Genomic DNA, 19117 nt, shown 5'->3' on the forward strand with positions numbered 1-19117 from the left:
TCCCGTCATGGTGCCCAATAAAGGTCGCTGGCCAGGGTGGAGGGGGCGACCTGCCGATTGCCTGCGTCGCTCAGCCGCGCATTGCTATAATCCTCGCACAGGGTCATCATCCAGCGATGCCGTTCGCCGGTGCGGGGATTGGTCAGGACGCGGATATAGGCATTTGCGTCCCGCACGCCGCTTTCCTGCAAGGCCGGGGAATAAGTGACCGGGGCAATGTCAGGCGCGCTGCATCGGCCACGCGCGACCAGTTGCGCGGCAAGCGTGGCGACATCCTTGCCATCCTTGCGGGAAAAATCCTCGCGCGTCCATTTTTCCCAGCGGGATATGCCGAATTCGGCGGTCCAGTAGGTGCGTTCCATCTGCATGGCGTTGCCTGGCGACAGGCCATCGGGCGCCGTCTGGGCAAAATGGCTGGAGACGACCGCCATCATGCGTCGATCGGACTTGAACAGGAAGGGCTGCACCGTCCAGGTGGTCAGGGCCTTGCGGAAACGTATGGGGCAACTGCCCATCATGGTACGGCTCGCGCCCTTGGCCATGGCGCCGTCGAACAGGCCGACACCGGCGTCGCCGGCCGCGGGCAGGGGGGATGGCGCGATGACCCAACTGCGGAAAAAACGGCGGGATGAGCGGGGATTGTCCCGGCACAGGCTGGATTGAAAGGCGGACAGCGATACCGGGCTGTAGCTGCCCATGATGAAGCCGTAGCGATCATCCGCCCACTGGATCGAGGCGCCGTCCTGCGCCGTGGGATCGCCACCCAGATCCGCCGCTGCGGCACGGGTCGAACAGCCGGGACGACGGATGGTCGTGCTGACGATGCGGGTCACGCCATCTCGCGTCACCGGCATATTGGTCTTGTCGATCGTGCCCGTCGTCCCGCAGGGCGTTCCTGGATAACCGAAATTGTGCAGAGTATAGGGCGGCGTTTCCCCGGCGCGAATGTTGCGGCGTTTCCCGCACCGGCCATCGCCGGGGATCAGTCCGGGGATGGCGCGATCCCCGGCGTCGACGCACACATCCATGGTCATGAAATCGAGCATCGACCGGGACGCCATGACGGGGCTGGCGGTTGTCGCCGCTTCGGCGCGGTTGGACAGGATGGATAGATCCTGCGCAGACGGCGCGGCCGATCGATTGGCGCCTTGTTCCACGGCGTTGCAGGCGGTGATGCCGGCAAAAGCGATGAGACCGCCACACAGGGACCAAGAGGCGCGCATCGAACCTTCCTTCATATTGGGTCGCAGGATCGGGAGAACCCGTTTCGCGGCAGGAACGTTCCACCCGGACAAAAGAAGGGTGGAACGATGAACGTTCCACCCTTCTTTTCATGGTCATCGCGCTGTTGCGGTCAGGCGGTGATTTCGGCAAGCCTGTCCTTGTAGCGCTTGGCCAGCGCATCCATGGAATAGCGTTCCGATACAAGGTCATAGCCCGCCTTGGCGCGGCGTTCGGCCTCCAGCGGTTCCTGACGGACCTTCTGCATCGCTTCAGCCAGCGCATCGATGTCGATGTCCGCCCAGCAGGCGCCGGGCGCGTCATAGACGAAATCGCCTGGCGGAATCGGGGTCAGTTTCGACGCGACCGGGAAGCTCGTCTCTTCGGTGCAGAAATCTTCCGTACCGCTATGGTTGGTGGTGATCACCGGACGCGACAGCAACATGGCATAGGCCGGCAGATAGCCGAACCCTTCCGATCGATGGGCGCTGATGAGCGCGTCGGCCATCTGGATGATACCCAGATATTTGGGGAAGGGCATGCGTTCGTTGATGAGCAGAATCCGCGGATCCGCGTCGGCCGCCGCCAGCACCCGCGCGATCTGGCCCGTCCGGTCGCCAGGATGGGCGAAGATGCCCGTGGTCTTGACCACCAGGCGGACATTGGGATCGTTCGGGAATGCCCTGGCAAAGGCTTCGACGACGGCGGCCGGATTCTTGCGCTCCACCCAACTGTCGATGTCGAACGAGGTCACGAAGATGAAGTCGTCCTCATGAATGCCATAGGTAGCGCGATCGACAGCTTCGACCGGGCCGAGGTCGATGCCCTTGCCCATGACATGCACGTTGCCGAAGCCGGCGTTGCGATAGACATCCTGCAAATAGGTGGTGGGCACCCACAATTCGTCCATCAGCGTGGCGCCACCACGATGCTGTTCCGGCATCACGGACGATTCCCACAGGGCAAAACCGATGCGGTAGCTGCCCGGCCGGGTATGGGCGCTGTATCGCGAAACCAGCGTCGGGATTTCATCGCAATTGAGATGATAGATCTCGATCGGACGGGCGAAACGTGTGCCGGTGTCGTTGTTGGGCGGCGTGACGAGTTCGATGTCGCTGTCGACCGTTTCCACGTCCACGCCGATGCTGTCGAGCGCGGCCATGGTCATCCGCATGTTGGTGCCCAGGCCGGATGAATTCCTCGCCCGGCCGATGACGCGGAGAGGATAGCTGTCCGAAGCAGCCGGTAACGGAAGCCAGTCATAGCTGGCGCGCAGCGCGGCGATTTCCGGGGCGAGAGGCTCACCTTCCGCCGTGAAATAGCCGATGTCACGCCCGCCAAGATTGGCCATGACCAGGATTTCAAAGGGAGAAATCGCCAGCGACGGCCCGATCGGCTGGGTCATCCAGTCGAGGATCGTCTGCCCCACGAACAGGCGCCGTGCTTCATTTTCCAGGCCAAGCAGCAGAAGGTCGAACGCATAGGCGCAGCGGCCAGCGGCATTGCTGGCGTCATAGCGACGCTGATAGCCGGCATCGTCATTGCGCAGCCGGGCCATGAAGCCGGTTGGTTGGGGGAATTCGGTTTCGGTATCCCATGTTTCCGGCGATGTGGCGAATTCCCGCACGATCGAGTCCGGCACGAGGCTGACCGGCAGATTATTGTCGATCATGACGGACGTGATGTAGGCCCACATCAGATTGATGAAGTCATTTTGCCGGTTGAAGTGGATGGGCATCCGGTCGCCGAGCGTCGCCATGATCGAACGCGACACGGGCGATGATGCCAGTTGTGCGGGCAAGGCGCGGGCGCCCAGCCATTGCGTCAATCGTGGCGGCAGCGGCGGGGCGCTGCCGCGGAAGAAGTTGTTGCTGTCCCGGACAAAGCGCTTGAACAGGTCGATATATTCGACCGGATTGCTGGGCAGGCGGCCGCGGAAATTGCCGAATTTGGAGGCGAAGCTATCGAAATAGGCGGAGTGGCGACCCTCGCGATTGCGCCCTTGCAACGCGGCAATGGCGGTCGATGAAATGACCGGCGGACGATAGGGCTTGCCTGCCTGACGCAGGCGGATCATCCGGCCGAGCCGGGCAATGCCTTCATAATGCAGGAAGTCATAATTGCGTAACACCTGGGTCAGAACGGAAATCTTCCGCCGTTCAGCAACCGTGGCGGTCTTGGAGATGCGCAGCAGTTCGACCACCGCGTCATTACGGGAATTGGCATTGCGAAAACCCGTGATCGGCACGGTGATCGGCGTTGCGCCGCGTTCTTCGAACCAGAAATAATTTTCATGCACCATATCGATGTCGCAGCTCACCGCGCTGGGCGGGAGCAGTGCCGGTGCGATCGCAATGGTGAAGAAAACTTCCTGACCGGGAGGAACCGGAAGCAGGCTTAATTGACCGCGAAATTCATAGCCCTTGAGGATATTCCCCGCAGCGTCGCGGAAATTGCGAACGCCCAGGGCATGCTGGTCGTCCCACCAGGTATCGCCGCTGTTAACGATCCATCCCGATACCTTGAACATGTCGGACAGGTCGGAATCATCATCGCGCGCTTCCAGCGTCGCGTCATATGCGTTTTTCTTGTCCTCTTTTTTCTTGTCCTCTGTCGGCCTGGTTCCGGCCGCCAGCTTATTATCGGCGAACGCCCTTTTACGGTTCGTGCGTCCGCGCCCGGTTGTCAGGGGCATCGTTTCAAGGCCCTGTGTTTCAAGGCTCTGTGTTTCAAGGCCCTGTCCAAATTTGCCGCTGCCCTGATGCGGTGCCAGGTCGGCAGCATGGTCGGAGGCTGCTTCTTCATCAGCAGGATCGGTCACATCAGGGTCGAAGCCTGTCATCCCTTCGGCAGATTCCTCGAATGCGTCATCCCATGCGGAATCATCGGCAAGCGCCACAATATCCGGTTCATCGGACAGATCGTGCATCGTTGCATCATGATCGTTCAGATTGGCCAGTCCGACAGAAGTAAGGTCGGCCTGCTCCAGATCTGCGGGTTCCTGTCCTTGTTTTCCAGTCACTTTATCCCCCACATGTCATTCCGATTTATATCGGGCACTCTGATTCTGCTGCACTGCGACATTAGGGATGGCTGCGTGCGAGGCAATCAGAAATGTATGTTACCCCAAATGGCCGGATCGATGTCCCAGCGCGGGGCGTCCGGGTCCACCGCCAGCGGCAGCGGAAAGGCGCGCAGCAGCCCGTCCCCAGTATAGTTTTCTACCGGACGCCAGCGCCGGTCGATGAAACGGATGATGCTGTTCCAGTCGGATTTGAGATTGCGGTCCCGCAGATAGGCGTTGATGGTTTTGCGGCCGACGCCCGAATAGAAATCCGCGATGCGATGGTCGATCTTGGAATCCGGGTCGTCAATGTCCAGTTGCACACCCTCACCATCCCCCTGCCCATAAGTGGCGAACCATGCGCAGGGAATGCCATAGGTTTCGGAAATCACCAGCCCGTGGAGACTGGTGGAGACAATTCTGCGGCAGGATATGATTTCCGCCACCTTTGCGCGCATCGCTTCGGGCGTGGCGTCGCTGTAGGTGTTGATGATCTTGATCCGCTTGCTCCATTCTTCCGGGATGTCGTAGCGGCTATATTCGGGACGGTAGCTGACGCCGGGGCGTTGTTCGGTCAGTTCGGAAATGTGCAGGATGACGCCCAGGTCGTGCGTCTTTTCGACATCGTCGAGCGGCCAGATGCGGGGCAGCAGCCAGACAGGATCGCCATAGACTTCGGGGGCGTCGATGCCAGCGCTGCGAAACGTCGCGGCGCTCCGGGGGCCGCGGGTGGCATAGACGTTGAATTCGGTGTTCGGCGGCTTGAAATAGGGGGCGTCGCCCGTCATCGGGTTGCGCAGCGCATCGACGCCAGTGCCCCAGAAATGCAGGATGCCGTTCTTTTGCCCATGGCCGATCGTGCCGACCGCCACGACCCGCTCGCTATCCTCATCGAAATTGGCGCGCACAACGGGCATCCCGGCCAGCGAACTCACCATCACGGCGCTCAGTCCGTCGCCGAAATTGGTGTAGGGCTGTTCGGGTGTCGTTGCGACCCATGAGAGCGGAACGCGCAATCGATCGCGGTTCATGCGGATCAGGCGGTCGATTTCGGGGTCCGTAGGCATCGTTGCTTTCAACTGTGAGGGCTCAATATTGGCGCAAGCCATCACCGGGGGCATAAAGAAGTTCGATTCGCCCCGCAATCCATTTGATTAACTTGGTGCTTTTGGATTTTTTGTGCGGTGCAGCAGGGCGGTTCTTTTCTCTGGCCGCCATCGTCCTGGTGGCGTGACAATCATGATTGCCCTGCCTAGGGTTCAAGTCGCTATGAACATGGGCGACAAGACAGGCGGTGTGCCGGATGATGATGATGGGAACGGTCCGGCGTCCGACCTGTCGGCCATGCTGCGTCCGCGGCATATGTCCCGTCTGAGCTTTCCCGTCTGCATTGACGGCCGCCTGCTGGATGACGATTATACGGGGGTCGGTCATTATGCGGCGCGCCTGGCGCAAACGCTTGCCCGCCATGGCGCGGCGCCGCTGCGGCTCGATGCGGTGCCGCCGGCGGCGGGTGGCGGTGGCGTGGCTGCGCGGCTGGGCCGCTATGCGCGCGCGACCTTGCCGGGCGCGCGGACGGTCGAGCGCCTTGACGCCGGCGATGTGGGCGGCTTTTCAGGGCGGCTGCTGGGGCGTGACCTGTTTCGTGAAGCCTATCTGCATTTCAAATTTCGTGGCCGCCTGTTGCCGGTGCGTTGTCCAGGCGCGCCAGGCATCATGCACTGGACCTATCCGCTGCCGCTCTATCTGGAAGGGTGGCGCAACATCTACACCGTGCATGACATCATTCCGATCAACCGGCAGGATTTGTCGCCCGTCGACGGGGCGCGCCTGGCGCGTCTGCTGGGGCGGATCATCGAACGGGCGGACCGGCTGGTCACGGTTAGCGAGGCCGTGCGGCAGGACGTGATCGCCAGGTGGGGCTGCGCGCCTGATTTCGTGACGGCCTGCCACCAGGCGACGGATCTCGACACGGCCCATGATGCGGCGGGTGCGGGCGCGCGGGCGCATTTCCTCTATTATGGCGCAATCGAACCGCGCAAGAATCTCGTGCGTCTCGCGCGCGCCTATCGTGCCAGTGGCAGCGGCCGGCCATTGCTGATCGTCGGTCAGGATGGCTGGCGCGCGCAGGAGACGCGCGCCATGATCGGGGAGGGCGGCAATGTCCGCTTTCTGCCGTTGCAGAGTCGCGATGCGCTGACCGGATTGATACGTGACGCCCGTGCGATGCTGTTTCCCTCGCTCGATGAAGGCTTTGGCCTGCCGGTGGCGGAATCGATGGCGCTGGGCACGCCCGTCATGGCGTCGTCGATTCCGGCTTTGCGCGAAGTGGCGGGCGATGGGGCGCTGTTCGTGGACCCGCTGGATGAAGCGGAGATGAGCCGTGCAATAAGGGCGCTGGATCGAGACGATGGCTTGTGCGCCCGCCTGCGGGCGCTTGGCGTGGCGAAGGCGGTAGCCTATCAGTCATCCGCTTATTATGAGCGGCTGCACCGGATCTATGCCGATGTGGGTGGGGCCGGGGCGGGGCGTGCATGACATTGCGCATTGGTGTGGACGGTTACAATCTGGCGCTGCCTGCCGGTACGGGCGTGGCAAGTTATGGGCGCGCCCTGTGCCGTGCGATCACCGCGATCGGCGGCGACATCGATCTCATCTACGGCATAACCATGCGGTCCGACACGCCGTTGCACCTGCGCGAAACGCTGTTCTATTCGCGGTTGGGTGAGCAACTGGCGCTGGGCGAGCGGCTCAAAATGACCCTCAAGCGCCGGCTGGTGCGGGCGACAATGCTGCCGACCGTGCGCAAGCCGGTGGAAATTCCCGTCAGCGGCAGGGTGATCGCCGGCGATTTTGCCGAACGTGTGCCTGCAGCCAGGCGAATATTCACCCGTTCGGGGCTGTTCGATTCGTCGGTGCGCTATTTCCGCCGCTATGGCAGGCCGATGCGGATCGAAGTGCCCGATCCGCCCGCTGTCATGCACTGGACCTATCCGGTGCCGGTCGAGATGGTCGGCGCCAAAAATGTCTATACCCTGCACGACATCGTGCCGCTGGTGATGCCCTATGCCAGCCTGGAGGACAAAGCCTATTATAAGAGCCTGCTGCAATGGTTGCTGGACCATGCAGACGGCCTGTGCACCGTGTCCGAAGCGTCGCGGCGCGACATAATCGAGATGTTCGGGGTGCCAGAAGCCCGGATCGACAATCTTTATCAGGCGGCCGATCTGGGGGACCATGCGGTCATGGCCGCGGACGAGGATTTGCGGCTGTGGCTCGACCGGCTGTTCGATCTCGACCTGCACGGCTATTTTCTCTTCGCAGGTGCGATAGAGCCGAAGAAGAATGTCGGCCGCCTGATCGAGGCCTATCTCCAGTCCGGGGTGGAAACGCCGCTGGTGATCGTTGGCCGGGAAGGATGGCGAGCGGAACCGGAACTGCGCCTGCTGCGGGGGGGGAATGGGGCCCAGCTCAAGGCGGCGGCGCGGATACGCCGGATCGACTATCTGCCGCGCGCGCAGTTGCTGCGGCTAATGCGTGGCGCGCGGGCGATGCTGTTCCCCTCGCTATACGAGGGGTTCGGATTGCCGGTGCTGGAGGCTATGGCGCTGGGCGCGCCCGTGCTAACGTCGAACACCAGTTCGCTGCCTGAGATTACGGGCGACGCGGCGCTGCATGTTGACCCCTATGCGGTCGATGATATGGCGTCGGCGATCCGGTTGCTTGACGGAGATTCCGCTTTGCGGAAGCGGTTGAGTGCTCTAGGTCTCGCGCAATCGGAGCGCTTTTCCAACGCCCATTTCGAAAGACGCCTTGCCGAATTCTATGGAAAAACGGTTGGATAGAACGGTGCACGTAAAGATTGAACAGATGACAAGCGGAATGGATCAGAGGGTCACGATGACGAAGAACGCACGATTTCGTTGCACTGCGGCATTGGCATTTGCGTCTCTGACGACGGCCTGTGCCAGCATTCCGAGCAGCGGCCCTTCCGCACGTCAACTGTTCAAAAGCGAAAAGGCGCAGGCCGACGCGATCGGTTTCAGCATCCTGGACGTATCGGCGGAAAGCCTGCCTGCGCCGGAATTGTCGGAACTGACGACCACGGCGGCGCTGGAGCAACTCGCCAGCAGCGGCCGGGTGGACCTGTTGGGGCCGGGCGATATTTTGCAGGTCAATATCTACGAAGTGGGCGTTTCGTTGTTCGGCAGCGGCGTCACACTGGGTGGTGGCGATCGCGGCACCACCAATGTCAGCGTCAAGGACCAGGCGATGGAAGGTGTGACCGTCGATGACGATGGCTATATTTCCTTGCCCTATATCGGCCGCATCCGGGCCGCCGGCCGCACCACCGAGGACGTGCGCCGGGCGATCATTGCCGGACTGCGCGGCAAGTCGCAGGCGCCCCAGGCGCTTGTGACGGTCAAGGAAAATGTCACCAACACGGTGACGGTGGGCGGTCTGGTCGCCCAGCCTGGGCGGCAGCGTGTCTCGCTGGCCCGCGAGCGCATCCTGGACGCGGTGGCGGCCGCAGGCGGCCTGAAGGAGCCGGCGAACCAGTCAACCGCCATCCTGCGCTTCACCCGCGCCGGGCGCACGGTGGAAACATATCTGTCCGAACTGACGCCCGGTTCCACAGCCGACCTGCAACTGCTGGGTGGCGATCGCGTGGAGATTTTGCAGCGCGACCGCAGCTTCACCGTGTTCGGTGCGGCGGGCAGGGTGTCGGAGATCAAGTTCGAAAAGGCGGGCCTGTCGCTCAGCGATGCCGTGGCGCGGGCAGGCGGGCCGGATGGCCAGCAGGCGGACCCGGCAGGCATATTCGTGTTTCGCTATGAAAAGGATGCGGGGACGCCCAATGTTGAAAAGCCGCTGGTCTATCGGCTGGATATGACGAAACCGTCCAGCTACTTCCTGTCGCAGCGCTTCATGATGCGCGACAGGGACGTGATCTATGTCGCGAACGCCAGTTCGGTGCAGACGCGCAAGCTGGTGGAGATTTTCAGCCTGTTCACCTCGCCGCTGATCCAGGCGCGGGCCGTTACCCGGTGACAGCAGGAAAAGGGGCGGTATTTTGGTGCGCCGCGCCCTTATGATAACCACAAGATGCCGATGAAAAGACACTGTTGATCGCGTTGTAATGCATTCGGCGTTGAGGAGCGTTCAGGGGAAATTATGGGCGACGATCCTATGCGTATTTATCCAGTCATTCTGTCGGGCGGGTCGGGCACCCGCCTGTGGCCGCTTTCGCAGCCGCACAAGCCCAAGCAGTTCGTGCCGGTCGTGACCGATCGGTCGATGATCCAGGAAACCATCCTGCGCGTGGCTGGGCAGTCCGAATTTCTGGCCCCCATCATCGTTTCGGGCGAAAGCCAGAGCCATCTGGTGGTCGAACAACTGGCCGGCATCGGTATCGAACCGGCGGCGGTCCTGCTCGAACCGGCCGCCCGCAATACGGCCGCCGCCGTGGCGATCGCGGCGCACTGGATCGTGACGCACGATGCGGACGCGCTGATGATGGTCATGCCGTCGGATCATGTCATCACCGATCTCGACAGCCTGTACGCCGCCGTCAGGTCCGCCGCGCAGGCGGCGCAGGCCGGGTGCCTGGTGACATTCGGCATCCAGCCGACCCATCCCGAAACCGGCTATGGCTATATCGAGCGGGGGGATGCGCTGGCGGACGTTGCCAATGTCCATCATGTCGCCAATTTCCACGAAAAGCCGCCGCTGCCGCTGGCCACCAGCTATTTTGAGGGCGGACAGCATTATTGGAATGGGGGCATGTTCCTTTTTTCCGCGCGCAATTATCTGTCTGCGTTGCAGGATCATGCGCCGCAAGTCGCCGCCGCCAGTGCCGAGGCGATGGACAAGGCGGCCGTGGACGGCGTGACCGTGCGGCCGCAAGCCGCCGCCTTCATGGCCGGTCCCGACATTTCGATCGACCATGCCGTCATGGAAAAGGCCACCAATGCAGCGGTCGTCCCGGTCGACATGGGATGGTCCGATGTCGGATCATGGGACGCGCTGTGGGCGATCTGCGCGCGCGACGAGCAGGATAATGGCGTCAATGGCGACGGCTTCGTCATCGATGGCGCCGGCAACCTCGTCTATGTCAGCGATGGCCCGCCGGTCGCGGCCCTTGGCGTGCGCGACTGCGTGATCGTGTCGACGGCGGAAGGCATATTGGTCGCGCCGCGCGACCGATCGCAGGATGTGAAGAAGATCGTGGACCATCTGAAACGGCGCGGTACGGCGACGTGATGGGCGCGCGCATGGAGGCAAGGGCCATTGCGGAAGCCATCCTGCTGCGGCATGGTCATCATGCGGGGGGATGGATTTTTTCGTGGCCACGCCGGTTCGGACGTGATGAGTGGGGTAAATGAGCGAAGCGTCTGCACAAAAACGGATAGAGGCCGCCCGCTTCCTGGATGCTTTGCGGGTTCAGTGCAGTGTCATAGGCGCGTTGATCATGCGCGAGCTCCATACCCGCTATGGCAAGCGTGGTCTGGGCTATGCCTGGCTGTTCCTGGAACCGATGCTGCTGGCTGTGCTGGTGGTGTCGCTCAAGATGTTCTCCAGGGAACGCCATTATGGCGCCGGCATCGGCGTCGTGCCGTTCATCGTGCTGGGCTATACGATGTTCATCATGTTTCGCGGCATATGGAACCGCGCAGACAGCGCCCTGGAAGCCAATCTGCCGCTGATGTATCATCGCATGGTGACGTTGTTTGATATATTGCTGTCGCGTGCATTGCTGGAGGCGGCGGCTTCCATGACAGCGTTCGCCATGCTCATTGGCCTGTGCATCATGCTCGACATGGCTGACCTGCCCGCCCGCCCGCTCTATTTTTTCACCGGCTTTCTGCAATATTTCTGGTTCTCGTTCGCCCTGTCGATGATCGTATGCGGGGCCACTTACGAAAACAGCACATTGCAGAAATTCGTGCATCCGATCAGCTATATTTTGCTGCCGCTGTCGGGTGCCTTCTTCATGGTCAAATGGTTTCCTCATAATTTTCATGGACTTATCGCCTATTGGCCGATGACGTCAATGTTCGAGGAAATGCGTTATGGATGGTTCGAGGCTGCACCGGACGATTTTTTCTATCCCGCTTATGTCATCACCATTTGCATGGTTCTTACCCTGTTGGGCCTATTGTCGATCAAGCTCGTGCGGCGGAAGGTTGAATTGAAATGAACAAGCTCACCGATATTGTCCGTTCGAGCGCGGATCCCGACGTCCGGCGTCTGGCTCAAGAAGAGGATGAGGCGTCGCCGCGGCCCGCATCGGATGCGATCAAGCGCTATGTTTGGCGCTTGCGCTATTTCCTGGCGATCGTGATGCTGCCGACTTTGATCGTCGCACTGTATTTTGCGCTGTTCGCTGCCAACCAATATGAGTCGGAGGCGCATCTGGTGGTGCGTTCCAATAGTGGAGGCAAGGAATCGTCCGGCGGTCTGGATGCTGTCCTCAAATCTTTCGGCACGAGCGATTCCTCCAAGGAAGCAGCGACACTGGCCGACTATATGCGCTCGCACGATGTCGTGGCGTCGTTGCGACGTAACGACCAGTTGGTGGAGCGGTATCGGCGGCCCGAAGCTGACCTGATCAGCCGATTGCCGGTTGCTGATCCCACTGACGAGACGTTGCTCAAATATTTCAAAAGCCGTTCAACAATCGATCTGGACCCCGATACCGGCATCATGACGGTGAAGGTGCGTTCATTCCGTCCGGCGGATTCCTACGCGTTGATCAATGCCATGCTGGCGCTGGGCGAAAAGCGTGTGAACGCGCTCAATTTGCGGTCCTATGAATCGATGCAGGGTCTGGCCCGACGTCAGGTGGCTGATGCTGAAAAGGGGCTGCGCGACGCACAGGCCGGGCTTACGGCCTTCCGGCGCGGGCAGGGTGATGTCGATCCCCAGGGCAGCGCCGAGGCGCAACTGAAGCTGGTCACCGAACTGCGCAAGGAGGAAGCGATGGCGCGCGCCGAAATGGACGCGATCGCATCCCAGATCGGCAGCGACAATCCGCAATATCGCGCCCTGCAAAGCCGCGCGGTTGCGATCAACAGCCAACTCAATTCGCAACAGGGCTTCCTGGTGGGGAACAGCCGGTCGATCGCGACCCGCCTGGGGGACTATCAGGATTTGGAATTGCGCCGCGAATTTGAATCCAAACGCTATGCGGCTGCGGCTGCGGCGCTGGAATCCGCGCGCGAGCAGGCAACGCGCCAGCAATTGTTCGTCGTGCGCCTGGTGGAACCGAACATGCCGGAGAAGGCGACCTATCCCAAGGGCATGAAAACGATCTTCACGGTCTTTTTGGCTCTGGCGATCGCATATGGCATTGGCTGGTTGCTGTCGGCCGGTGTCCGGGAGCATAGTGCATGACACATGGTGCGCGGAAGGAGGCGTCGCCGCTTCCTGTTCGTAAGCTGGTTTCCAGGATGAAGCGTGCGATGGGCCACTATAAATCGGCCGGCGTACCAGTGTCCGCGGTGGTCCATGGCCTGATTGCGCGTGGCAACGCGGCACGGACGGATGAGGATTGGGCCAAGGCGGCGCGCTACTATAGTGACGCGCTCGACCAAGCGCCGGGGCTTGCGCATATCTGGATTCAGCTTGGTCACATGCACAAGCGGCTGGAAAATTACGAGCAGGCGATGGATGCCTATGCCAGGGCGGAAGCGCTTGATCCCGATGGCGAAGCTGCCGTGGAACAAGGGCATGTCGCCAAGCTCCAGCAACGCGGAGCAGTGGCGCTTCAGCATTATCTGCGCGCCTATCGTGGCGCGCGCAGAAATCCCGATGCGCTGCGTGAACTTTTGAATTTGCTGGAACGGGGGACCGGAATGAACAGGGAAGCGCTTACCGCTGCGTTGCAAGGGGGCAAGGTCAACAGGCCGCGTCGCCGGGCCCGCAAGGTAGAGGGCCTGGCATCCCTGACTGCGCTGCTGGAGCAGGTGGAGGGCCTGGACCTGGACTCTGCCCAGATCGCCGCGTTGCAGGAAGCCAGGGCACGGATCATGGACAAGGCTGGACAATCGGCCGGCGATGAGCCGTTTGACGGCCATGAAATCGTGTTCGATGCCTCTGACCTGATTTCCTATTTTGGCAATGCGCGGCTGCCAACCGGAATCCAGCGTGTGCAGATCGCCACCATAACCGGCGCGGTCGAAACGCGGCCTGAAGGTAGCGTGAAGGTGTGCTGCTTTTCCGATCAGGCGGCCAGTTGGTCCGAAGTGCCACTTGATGCCTTCATGGACTTATGCGCCCTGTCGCTGGAAAGTGGGGACAGGACCGATCCCGAATGGCTGGATGCTTACACCCAGCTCAAGATCGAGATCAGCCTGGCGCCTGCCCTGGAATTTGCGCGGGGTGCGTTCCTGGTCAACCTCGGCACATCGTGGTGGCTGCAAAATTATTTCATGTTCGTGCGGGAAGCCAAGCGCCTGTACGGCATTCGCTATATTCCCTTCGTGCACGACTTCATTCCGATCATGACGCCCGAACATTGCGTCAAGGAATTGACCCAGGATTTCATTAGCTGGGCGCTGGGCGTTTATCAGCATGCAGACTTTTTCCTGGTCAATTCGCAGGCCACCAAATGCGACCTGATCAAGGTCGCCGGGATATTGGGGCATGAAGTGGATGCCAGCGACGTGGCGGTCATTCCCCTGGACGCCGAATTTCGTTCGCCCGATGCCAAGGTCGCGCCGACGGACAAGCTGCGCGAATGGGGGCTGAGCGCGAATGATTTCGTGCTGATCGTATCGACGATCGAGTCACGCAAGAATCATATCGGTGCGCTCGACGCCTGGCTGGCGCTTATTCAGAAACATGGCGCGCGGCAGGTGCCCAAGCTGGTCTGTGTCGGCAATCGCGGCTGGCTGAATGACGAGGTCTATGCCCGGATCGATCAGTCGCCCTTGTTGCGTTCGCGTGTCGTCATGCTGTCGGGCCTGTCGGACGAGGAACTGGGCCTGCTCTACAAGAGCTGCCGCTTCACCCTCTATCCCAGCAATTATGAGGGCTGGGGCCTGCCGGTCACAGAGTCGCTGTGCTTCGGGAAGGTCCCGCTGTTGTCCGACAGTTCATCGCTGCCGGAAGCAGGCGGGCCGTTCGGCGTCTATTTTGAAGCGGGATCGACCAAAGAACTGACCGCCAAGGCAGAGCAACTGATTTTTGATCATGCCGAGCGTGCGCGTCTGGAAGCGAAGATCAAGGCCGATTTCAAGCCGCGCAAGTGGCAGGATGTCGCAGACCAGATCGGGCATGAGATCGAGGCATTCGTATCGCGCACCGCGACGGCCCCATCGGGCGACGCGGAAAGCGGATTGGCCGAACGGATCGAGCCCGTGCAATTCGGCGCTTTCTACCCGATTATACGCAATTTCGAACGACGCATCTGGAAAGGTCTGGGTTCGGCCGAAATCTATCGCAGCGGCACGGGCTGGTGGTGGCCCGACGACTGGGGGTGCTGGACGAAGCCCAATGGCGGCCAACTGGCTGTCCGCTTCACGGATCAGAAGGGACCAGTCCGGGGCTTTGTGCAATTGCATGCACCGCCGGATGATGTGACGAAATTTGAAGTCGCTGCTCCGGCGATCGGGTTTCACCTGGAGGGGACACTCAATCCCGGTGAGTATCGCTGGATAGCTATCGACATTCCAGAGATCGCCCCGGTCGAGGGTTTCCATATCCGGTTCAAGGGATCGCATTCCGTCGATGTCAGTGAACGAACAGGTGGGCTCGACTGCCGCGTTATCGCGCTGGGCGTGGGCGGTTTCTATTTCTGTCATGCCGACGATCTGGTCGCGCGCGCCAATTTCATCGAAGCCATGACGATTGGGGGCCTCAATCAACTGGCGTTCAACCGCGAGCCGGTGATATTTTGATGCCGGTGAACGGAATGTGAGAACAGGGTGGGGGGAAGAATCGTGAGCGCGGTCCGTCTGGAAACGAAGCGGGTAGTCAAGCCCTGGGGGAGGACCGATATCGGCGCCTTCCCCAATCCGGCACAGGAACAGGTGGGCGAAATCTGGTTCGACGGTCCCGAAGGCCGGCATCCCCCGCTACTCGTCAAATATATCTTCACCAGCGAGAAGCTGTCGATCCAGGTCCATCCCACCGATGCGCAGGCGCAGGCGGCGGGCCTGCCCGGCGGCAAGTCGGAATGCTGGTATATTCTGGACGCGCAGCCGGGTGCGACGCTGGGCATCGGCACCAGCCGCCGGCTGGATGATGATGCGTTGCGCGCGTCGGCGCTGGACGGGACGCTGGAAGCGCTGATGGACTGGAAGCCGGTACAACCCGGCAGCTTCTTCTACATTCCCGCCGGTACGGTCCATGCGATCGGGGCCGGTGTGACCCTGGTTGAAGTGCAGATGAACAATGACGTGACCTATCGCCTGTTCGACTATGGCCGTCCGCGCGAACTGCATCTGGACGCCGGGGTCGCGGTATCCGATGCGCGCCCCTATGCGTTGCCTGAACGGGTCATTCCGGCGGATCGGGACAGCAGCATGCTGGACCGGGATACAGCGCCCTTTGCGCTCGACATGCGGTGCTGGGCGGCAGGCCATGGGCAATCACTGGCGATCGACCAGGGCTGGTTCATTCCCCTGTCGGGATCCGGCACGATCGACGGCGTGCCATGGCGCGCGCATGAATGCTGGCTGGTGGAAGGCGATGTGGCCGTGACGACGAGCGAGGCGGCATCGGTCCTGATCGCGACTATGTGATCACACGGTCCGGTGCGTCGCCGGCGTGCGATCCGTCCAGGACGATGATGTCGCCGCCCAGATAATCCAGTTCGCGCCGGTCGTGGCTGACATAGACGATCGGGATGGCGGTCAGGCCGTGGAGCCGCGCGATCATGTCCAATATCTCCTGGCGACGGGCATCGTCGAGCGAGGAGATGGGTTCGTCCAGCAACAGATAATGGGGATCGGACAACAGCGCCCGGCCGATAGCGACCCGTTGCGCTTCGCCGCCCGACAGGGACGAGGGCCAGCGGTCGAGCAAGTCGCCGATCCCCAGCAGGTCGATCAGCGCCTGTTGCGACAGGCCATGGGTGCCGCCATCGGGATCGCCCCTGGGACGGCCGTAGCGCAGGTTCGCCCGAACCCGCATGTGCGGGAAGAGGCGGGGTTGCTGAAACACATAGCCGCAGCGACGGCGCGCGGTCGGCAGGTCGATGGCGGTGGCGCTGTCGAACAGGCGCCGGCCGGCGATGGCGACATGCCCGGCGTTCGGGCGCAGCAGGCCGGCGAGCATGTCGAGCACCGATGTCTTGCCGACGCCCGATGGACCGAACAGGGCGACGATGCCGCTGTCCGAACGAAAGGCGCAGGCAATCGCCCTTTCACCACGCTGCACGCACAGATCGATGTCAAAGACCATGGGACGGGCCTGATGGCGCAGCGCGACGTGCAAGATATTCGGACAGGATCAGGGCAGCAAAGGACAGGGCGATCGACAGCAGCGCGAGCCGCATGACCGCCGCTTCGCTATCGGGCATCTGCAACGCGGAATAAATGGCGATCGGCAAGGTGCGGGTTTCGCCGGGTATGTCGGAGACGAAGGTGATGGTCGCGCCGAACTCGCCGATCGACCGGGCGAAACCCAGCATCGCGCCCGCCACTATGCCCGGCAGCGCCAGGGGCAGGGAAATGGTGCAGAAGATCCGCAGTCGTGATGCGCCCAGCGTTTCCGCGGCCTGCTCCAGTCGCCGGTCGATTGCCATGATCGACAGGCGCATCGCCCGCACCATCAACGGCAGCGCCATGATCGCCGCCGCCAGCGCCGCGCCGGTCCAGCGGAACAGCAGGGTGACGCCGAACCATGCCATCAGCCAGCGACCGATCGGTCCCTGCGTTCCGAACAGCAAAAGTAACAGCCATCCCGTCACCACCGGCGGCACCACCAGTGGCAGATGGACCAGCGTGTCGAGCAGCAACTTGCCGGGAAAGCGCCGGCGCGCCAGCAGCCATGCCAGCGCGAAAGCGGGCGGCAGCATCGCCACCATAGCGGCGACGCCGATCTTCAGCGACAGGCCGACAATGACCCATTCATCGGCGGTAAGGCCCCATGTCACGATTCCGTCAAACCATCTTTATAACCGGGTCGCCGATCAACCCTGTCTGCTGCATAACGAAGCCGTTTGACAAATGCAGCGCAAAAAGATTGTAGATCGACACCTCAGGCGATAGCGCCATGGCAAGAGCATAATGAAGGCCGCACCCCAATAATCCCCATCATCGGAGCTGTGGAATGAAAGAACTCGTCGCGTTCGACCTGGATGGCACCCTTGCGGAAAGCAAGCAGCCCTTGGGCGAACCCATGGCGCAAGCCCTGGCCGATCTGCTGGGCGTCGCCCATGTCGCGGTGATTTCCGGCGGTGACTGGCCGCAATTCGAAAAGCAGGTCGCCAGCCGCCTGCCCGACCATGCCGACCGATCGAAATTGTGGTTGATGCCGACCACCGGCACCAAGCTGTACACCTACAAGGACGGGGCTTGGTCCCCGGTTTTCGCCGAATTGTTCGATGATGCCCAGAAAGCGGCGATCCTCAAAGCCTTTGATGAATCGCTGGAAGCCACCGGCTTCGTCCCTGAACAGACATGGGGCGAGCGGATCGAGGATCGCGGCAGCCAGATCACCTTCTCCGCCCTTGGTCAGCAGGCGCCGATCCATGCCAAGGATGTGTGGGATCCCGACTTTGCCAAGCGCAAGATCATCCAGGCCGACCTGCGCCAGCGGCTGCCCGGCCTGTCGATCAACATGGGCGGGGCGACGTCGATCGACATCACCCGCGAAGGCGTGGACAAGGCCTATGGCCTCAAGAAGCTGCGCGACGCGAGCGGTATCGCGCTCGATGCGATGATGTTCATCGGCGACGCCATCTTCCCCGGCGGCAACGACTATCCGGCGAAGGAACTGGGCCTTGATACGGTACGGGTGCGCGATCCGCAGGAAACCCTGTCGGTGATCGACGCGATCGTCGCCTGCCAGAAATGATTATCGCGTGCTGAAGCCGTAGCGGGCAAGGATCGCCTTGCCCGCCGGCGACAGCAGGAAACGGCGGAAAGGCTCCGCGTCCTTGCTTGTGCTGCCCTTGATCCGGGCGACCGGATAGCGGATCGGCGCGTGGCTGCTTGCCGGGAAAGCGCCGACCACTGACACGCCGGTGCTGGCGCGCGCATCCGTGGCATAGACGATGCCGAGCGGCACTTCGCCCCGCTCGACCAGCGCCAGCGCCGACCGCACATTGTCCGTGCGCACGATTTTGGCCGCGACCTGGGGCCAAGCGCCGAGCGCCGTGAGCGCCGCCTTGCCATATTTGCCCGCCGGCACGCTGTCGGGGTCGGCCATGGCCAGCCGCCCGTCACCCAGCGCGCGCGAGATCGGCATGCCACGGGCGATGCGCAGGCGGACGGGCCTGGCCCTGGGCGCGACAAGGACCAGGCTGTTGCCGGCCAGCGTGGACCGGCTGCCCGGCGCAAGCCAGCCGGCGCGGGCAACATCGTCCATCCACGCTTCATCGGCGGACAGGAACAGGTCGGCGGGCGCGCCGGCCTTGATCTGGCGGGCGAGCGCGGACGATCCGGCGAAGGACAGGACCGGACGGGGATGACCGCGTGCCGCCCAGGCGTCCGCCGCTGCGGTCATCGCCTCCTGCATGCTCGCCGCCGCCAGCAGCACCGGGCCACGATCATGCGGCACGGCATGGCTGATGGATGCGCATGACAAGGTCAGCAATGCCAGGGCGCGAAGGAGGAAGGCCGTCATGCCCTGTCTCTGCGCGTGGGGGGTGGATTTGGC

General features: G+C 62.1%; 15 protein-coding genes. 9 read left to right on the plus strand and 6 right to left on the minus strand.

Annotated features, from left to right (window positions below; genetic code table 11):
* Window positions 1-5: 5 nt before the first annotated feature.
* The 3 genes from Q4610_RS13280 to Q4610_RS13290 all read right to left on the minus strand — a co-directional run bounded on the left by Q4610_RS13280 (window position 6) and on the right by Q4610_RS13290 (window position 5352).
* On the minus strand, window positions 6-1223 hold the full coding sequence (locus Q4610_RS13280) for a hypothetical protein (RefSeq protein WP_304536435.1): 1218 nt from the start codon (window positions 1221-1223) through the stop codon (window positions 6-8).
* Window positions 1224-1354: 131 nt separating this feature from the next.
* Window positions 1355-4243, minus strand: a complete 2889-nt coding sequence (locus Q4610_RS13285) for a glycosyltransferase family 4 protein (protein WP_304536436.1) — start codon at window positions 4241-4243, stop codon at window positions 1355-1357.
* An 86-nt stretch (window positions 4244-4329) separates the two neighbouring features.
* Window positions 4330-5352 carry a polysaccharide pyruvyl transferase family protein gene (locus tag Q4610_RS13290; protein ID WP_304536437.1) on the minus strand — a complete coding sequence of 341 codons (1023 nt, stop codon included), beginning with the start codon at window positions 5350-5352 and terminating at the stop codon, window positions 4330-4332.
* Window positions 5353-5560: 208 nt separating this feature from the next.
* On the opposite strand from Q4610_RS13290, the gene Q4610_RS13295 reads away from it, so the two are divergent.
* The 8 genes from Q4610_RS13295 to Q4610_RS13330 all read left to right on the plus strand — a co-directional run bounded on the left by Q4610_RS13295 (window position 5561) and on the right by Q4610_RS13330 (window position 16035).
* Window positions 5561-6823, plus strand: coding sequence for a glycosyltransferase family 4 protein (locus tag Q4610_RS13295; protein ID WP_304536438.1), 1263 nt, complete (start codon window positions 5561-5563; stop codon window positions 6821-6823).
* Window positions 6820-8130 (plus strand): glycosyltransferase family 4 protein, encoded by a 1311-nt coding sequence (locus Q4610_RS13300; protein ID WP_304536439.1) that lies wholly within the window; start codon window positions 6820-6822, stop codon window positions 8128-8130. Before Q4610_RS13295 ends, Q4610_RS13300 begins: the two co-directional genes overlap by 4 nt.
* A gap of 91 nt (window positions 8131-8221) precedes the next feature.
* On the plus strand, window positions 8222-9337 hold the full coding sequence (locus tag Q4610_RS13305) for a polysaccharide biosynthesis/export family protein (protein ID WP_304536440.1): 1116 nt from the start codon (window positions 8222-8224) through the stop codon (window positions 9335-9337).
* Window positions 9338-9475: 138 nt separating this feature from the next.
* On the plus strand, window positions 9476-10549 hold the full coding sequence (locus tag Q4610_RS13310) for a mannose-1-phosphate guanylyltransferase/mannose-6-phosphate isomerase (protein WP_304536441.1): 1074 nt from the start codon (window positions 9476-9478) through the stop codon (window positions 10547-10549).
* A gap of 208 nt (window positions 10550-10757) precedes the next feature.
* A complete protein-coding gene (locus tag Q4610_RS13315) occupies window positions 10758-11486 on the plus strand; it encodes an ABC transporter permease (RefSeq protein ID WP_336622869.1) in 729 nt (242 codons plus the stop codon).
* Window positions 11483-12682 (plus strand): KpsE/RkpR family capsule polysaccharide export protein, encoded by a 1200-nt coding sequence (locus Q4610_RS13320; RefSeq protein WP_304536443.1) that lies wholly within the window; start codon window positions 11483-11485, stop codon window positions 12680-12682. The genes Q4610_RS13315 and Q4610_RS13320 overlap by 4 nt, the downstream gene beginning before the upstream one ends.
* A 68-nt stretch (window positions 12683-12750) precedes the next feature.
* A complete protein-coding gene (locus Q4610_RS13325; protein WP_304536444.1) occupies window positions 12751-15189 on the plus strand; it encodes a glycosyltransferase in 2439 nt (812 codons plus the stop codon).
* A gap of 42 nt (window positions 15190-15231) precedes the next feature.
* Window positions 15232-16035, plus strand: a complete 804-nt coding sequence (locus tag Q4610_RS13330) for a class I mannose-6-phosphate isomerase (RefSeq protein WP_304536445.1) — start codon at window positions 15232-15234, stop codon at window positions 16033-16035.
* On the opposite strand, the gene Q4610_RS13335 is transcribed toward Q4610_RS13330, so the two are convergent.
* Both Q4610_RS13335 and modB read right to left on the minus strand, forming a co-directional pair.
* Window positions 16028-16696, minus strand: a complete 669-nt coding sequence (locus Q4610_RS13335; protein ID WP_304536446.1) for an ATP-binding cassette domain-containing protein — start codon at window positions 16694-16696, stop codon at window positions 16028-16030. The two genes, Q4610_RS13330 and Q4610_RS13335, sit on opposite strands and share 8 nt — an antisense overlap.
* Complete coding sequence (modB, locus tag Q4610_RS13340; RefSeq protein ID WP_425262565.1) at window positions 16686-17390, minus strand: molybdate ABC transporter permease subunit; 705 nt, start codon at window positions 17388-17390, stop codon at window positions 16686-16688. The genes Q4610_RS13335 and modB overlap by 11 nt, the downstream gene beginning before the upstream one ends.
* A 176-nt stretch (window positions 17391-17566) precedes the next feature.
* Here modB and Q4610_RS13345 point away from each other — a divergent pair, with 176 nt between their 5' ends.
* Window positions 17567-18313, plus strand: a complete 747-nt coding sequence (locus Q4610_RS13345) for an HAD-IIB family hydrolase (protein ID WP_304536447.1) — start codon at window positions 17567-17569, stop codon at window positions 18311-18313.
* Here the strand turns inward: Q4610_RS13345 and modA are convergent, their stop codons facing one another.
* On the minus strand, window positions 18314-19084 hold the full coding sequence (gene modA, locus Q4610_RS13350; RefSeq protein ID WP_304536448.1) for a molybdate ABC transporter substrate-binding protein: 771 nt from the start codon (window positions 19082-19084) through the stop codon (window positions 18314-18316). It abuts the gene before it with no gap.
* Window positions 19085-19117: the final 33 nt, after the last annotated feature.

It is taken from the genome of Sphingobium cyanobacteriorum, from assembly GCF_030580935.1.
Taxonomy (GTDB): domain Bacteria; phylum Pseudomonadota; class Alphaproteobacteria; order Sphingomonadales; family Sphingomonadaceae; genus Sphingobium; species Sphingobium cyanobacteriorum.

Coding starts and splice junctions, on each gene's coding strand:
- Q4610_RS13310 (WP_304536441.1), top strand. CDS start 9,476: ATGCGTATTTATCCAGTCATTCTGTCGGGCGGGTCGGGCACCCGCCTG.
- Q4610_RS13290 (WP_304536437.1), bottom strand. CDS start 5,352: ATGCCTACGGACCCCGAAATCGACCGCCTGATCCGCATGAACCGCGAT.
- Q4610_RS13335 (WP_304536446.1), bottom strand. CDS start 16,696: ATGGTCTTTGACATCGATCTGTGCGTGCAGCGTGGTGAAAGGGCGATT.
- Q4610_RS13345 (WP_304536447.1), top strand. CDS start 17,567: ATGAAAGAACTCGTCGCGTTCGACCTGGATGGCACCCTTGCGGAAAGC.
- Q4610_RS13320 (WP_304536443.1), top strand. CDS start 11,483: ATGAACAAGCTCACCGATATTGTCCGTTCGAGCGCGGATCCCGACGTC.
- Q4610_RS13300 (WP_304536439.1), top strand. CDS start 6,820: ATGACATTGCGCATTGGTGTGGACGGTTACAATCTGGCGCTGCCTGCC.
- modA (WP_304536448.1), bottom strand. CDS start 19,084: ATGACGGCCTTCCTCCTTCGCGCCCTGGCATTGCTGACCTTGTCATGC.
- Q4610_RS13325 (WP_304536444.1), top strand. CDS start 12,751: ATGGGCCACTATAAATCGGCCGGCGTACCAGTGTCCGCGGTGGTCCAT.
- Q4610_RS13295 (WP_304536438.1), top strand. CDS start 5,561: ATGGGCGACAAGACAGGCGGTGTGCCGGATGATGATGATGGGAACGGT.
- Q4610_RS13315 (WP_336622869.1), top strand. CDS start 10,758: ATGCGCGAGCTCCATACCCGCTATGGCAAGCGTGGTCTGGGCTATGCC.
- Q4610_RS13280 (WP_304536435.1), bottom strand. CDS start 1,223: ATGCGCGCCTCTTGGTCCCTGTGTGGCGGTCTCATCGCTTTTGCCGGC.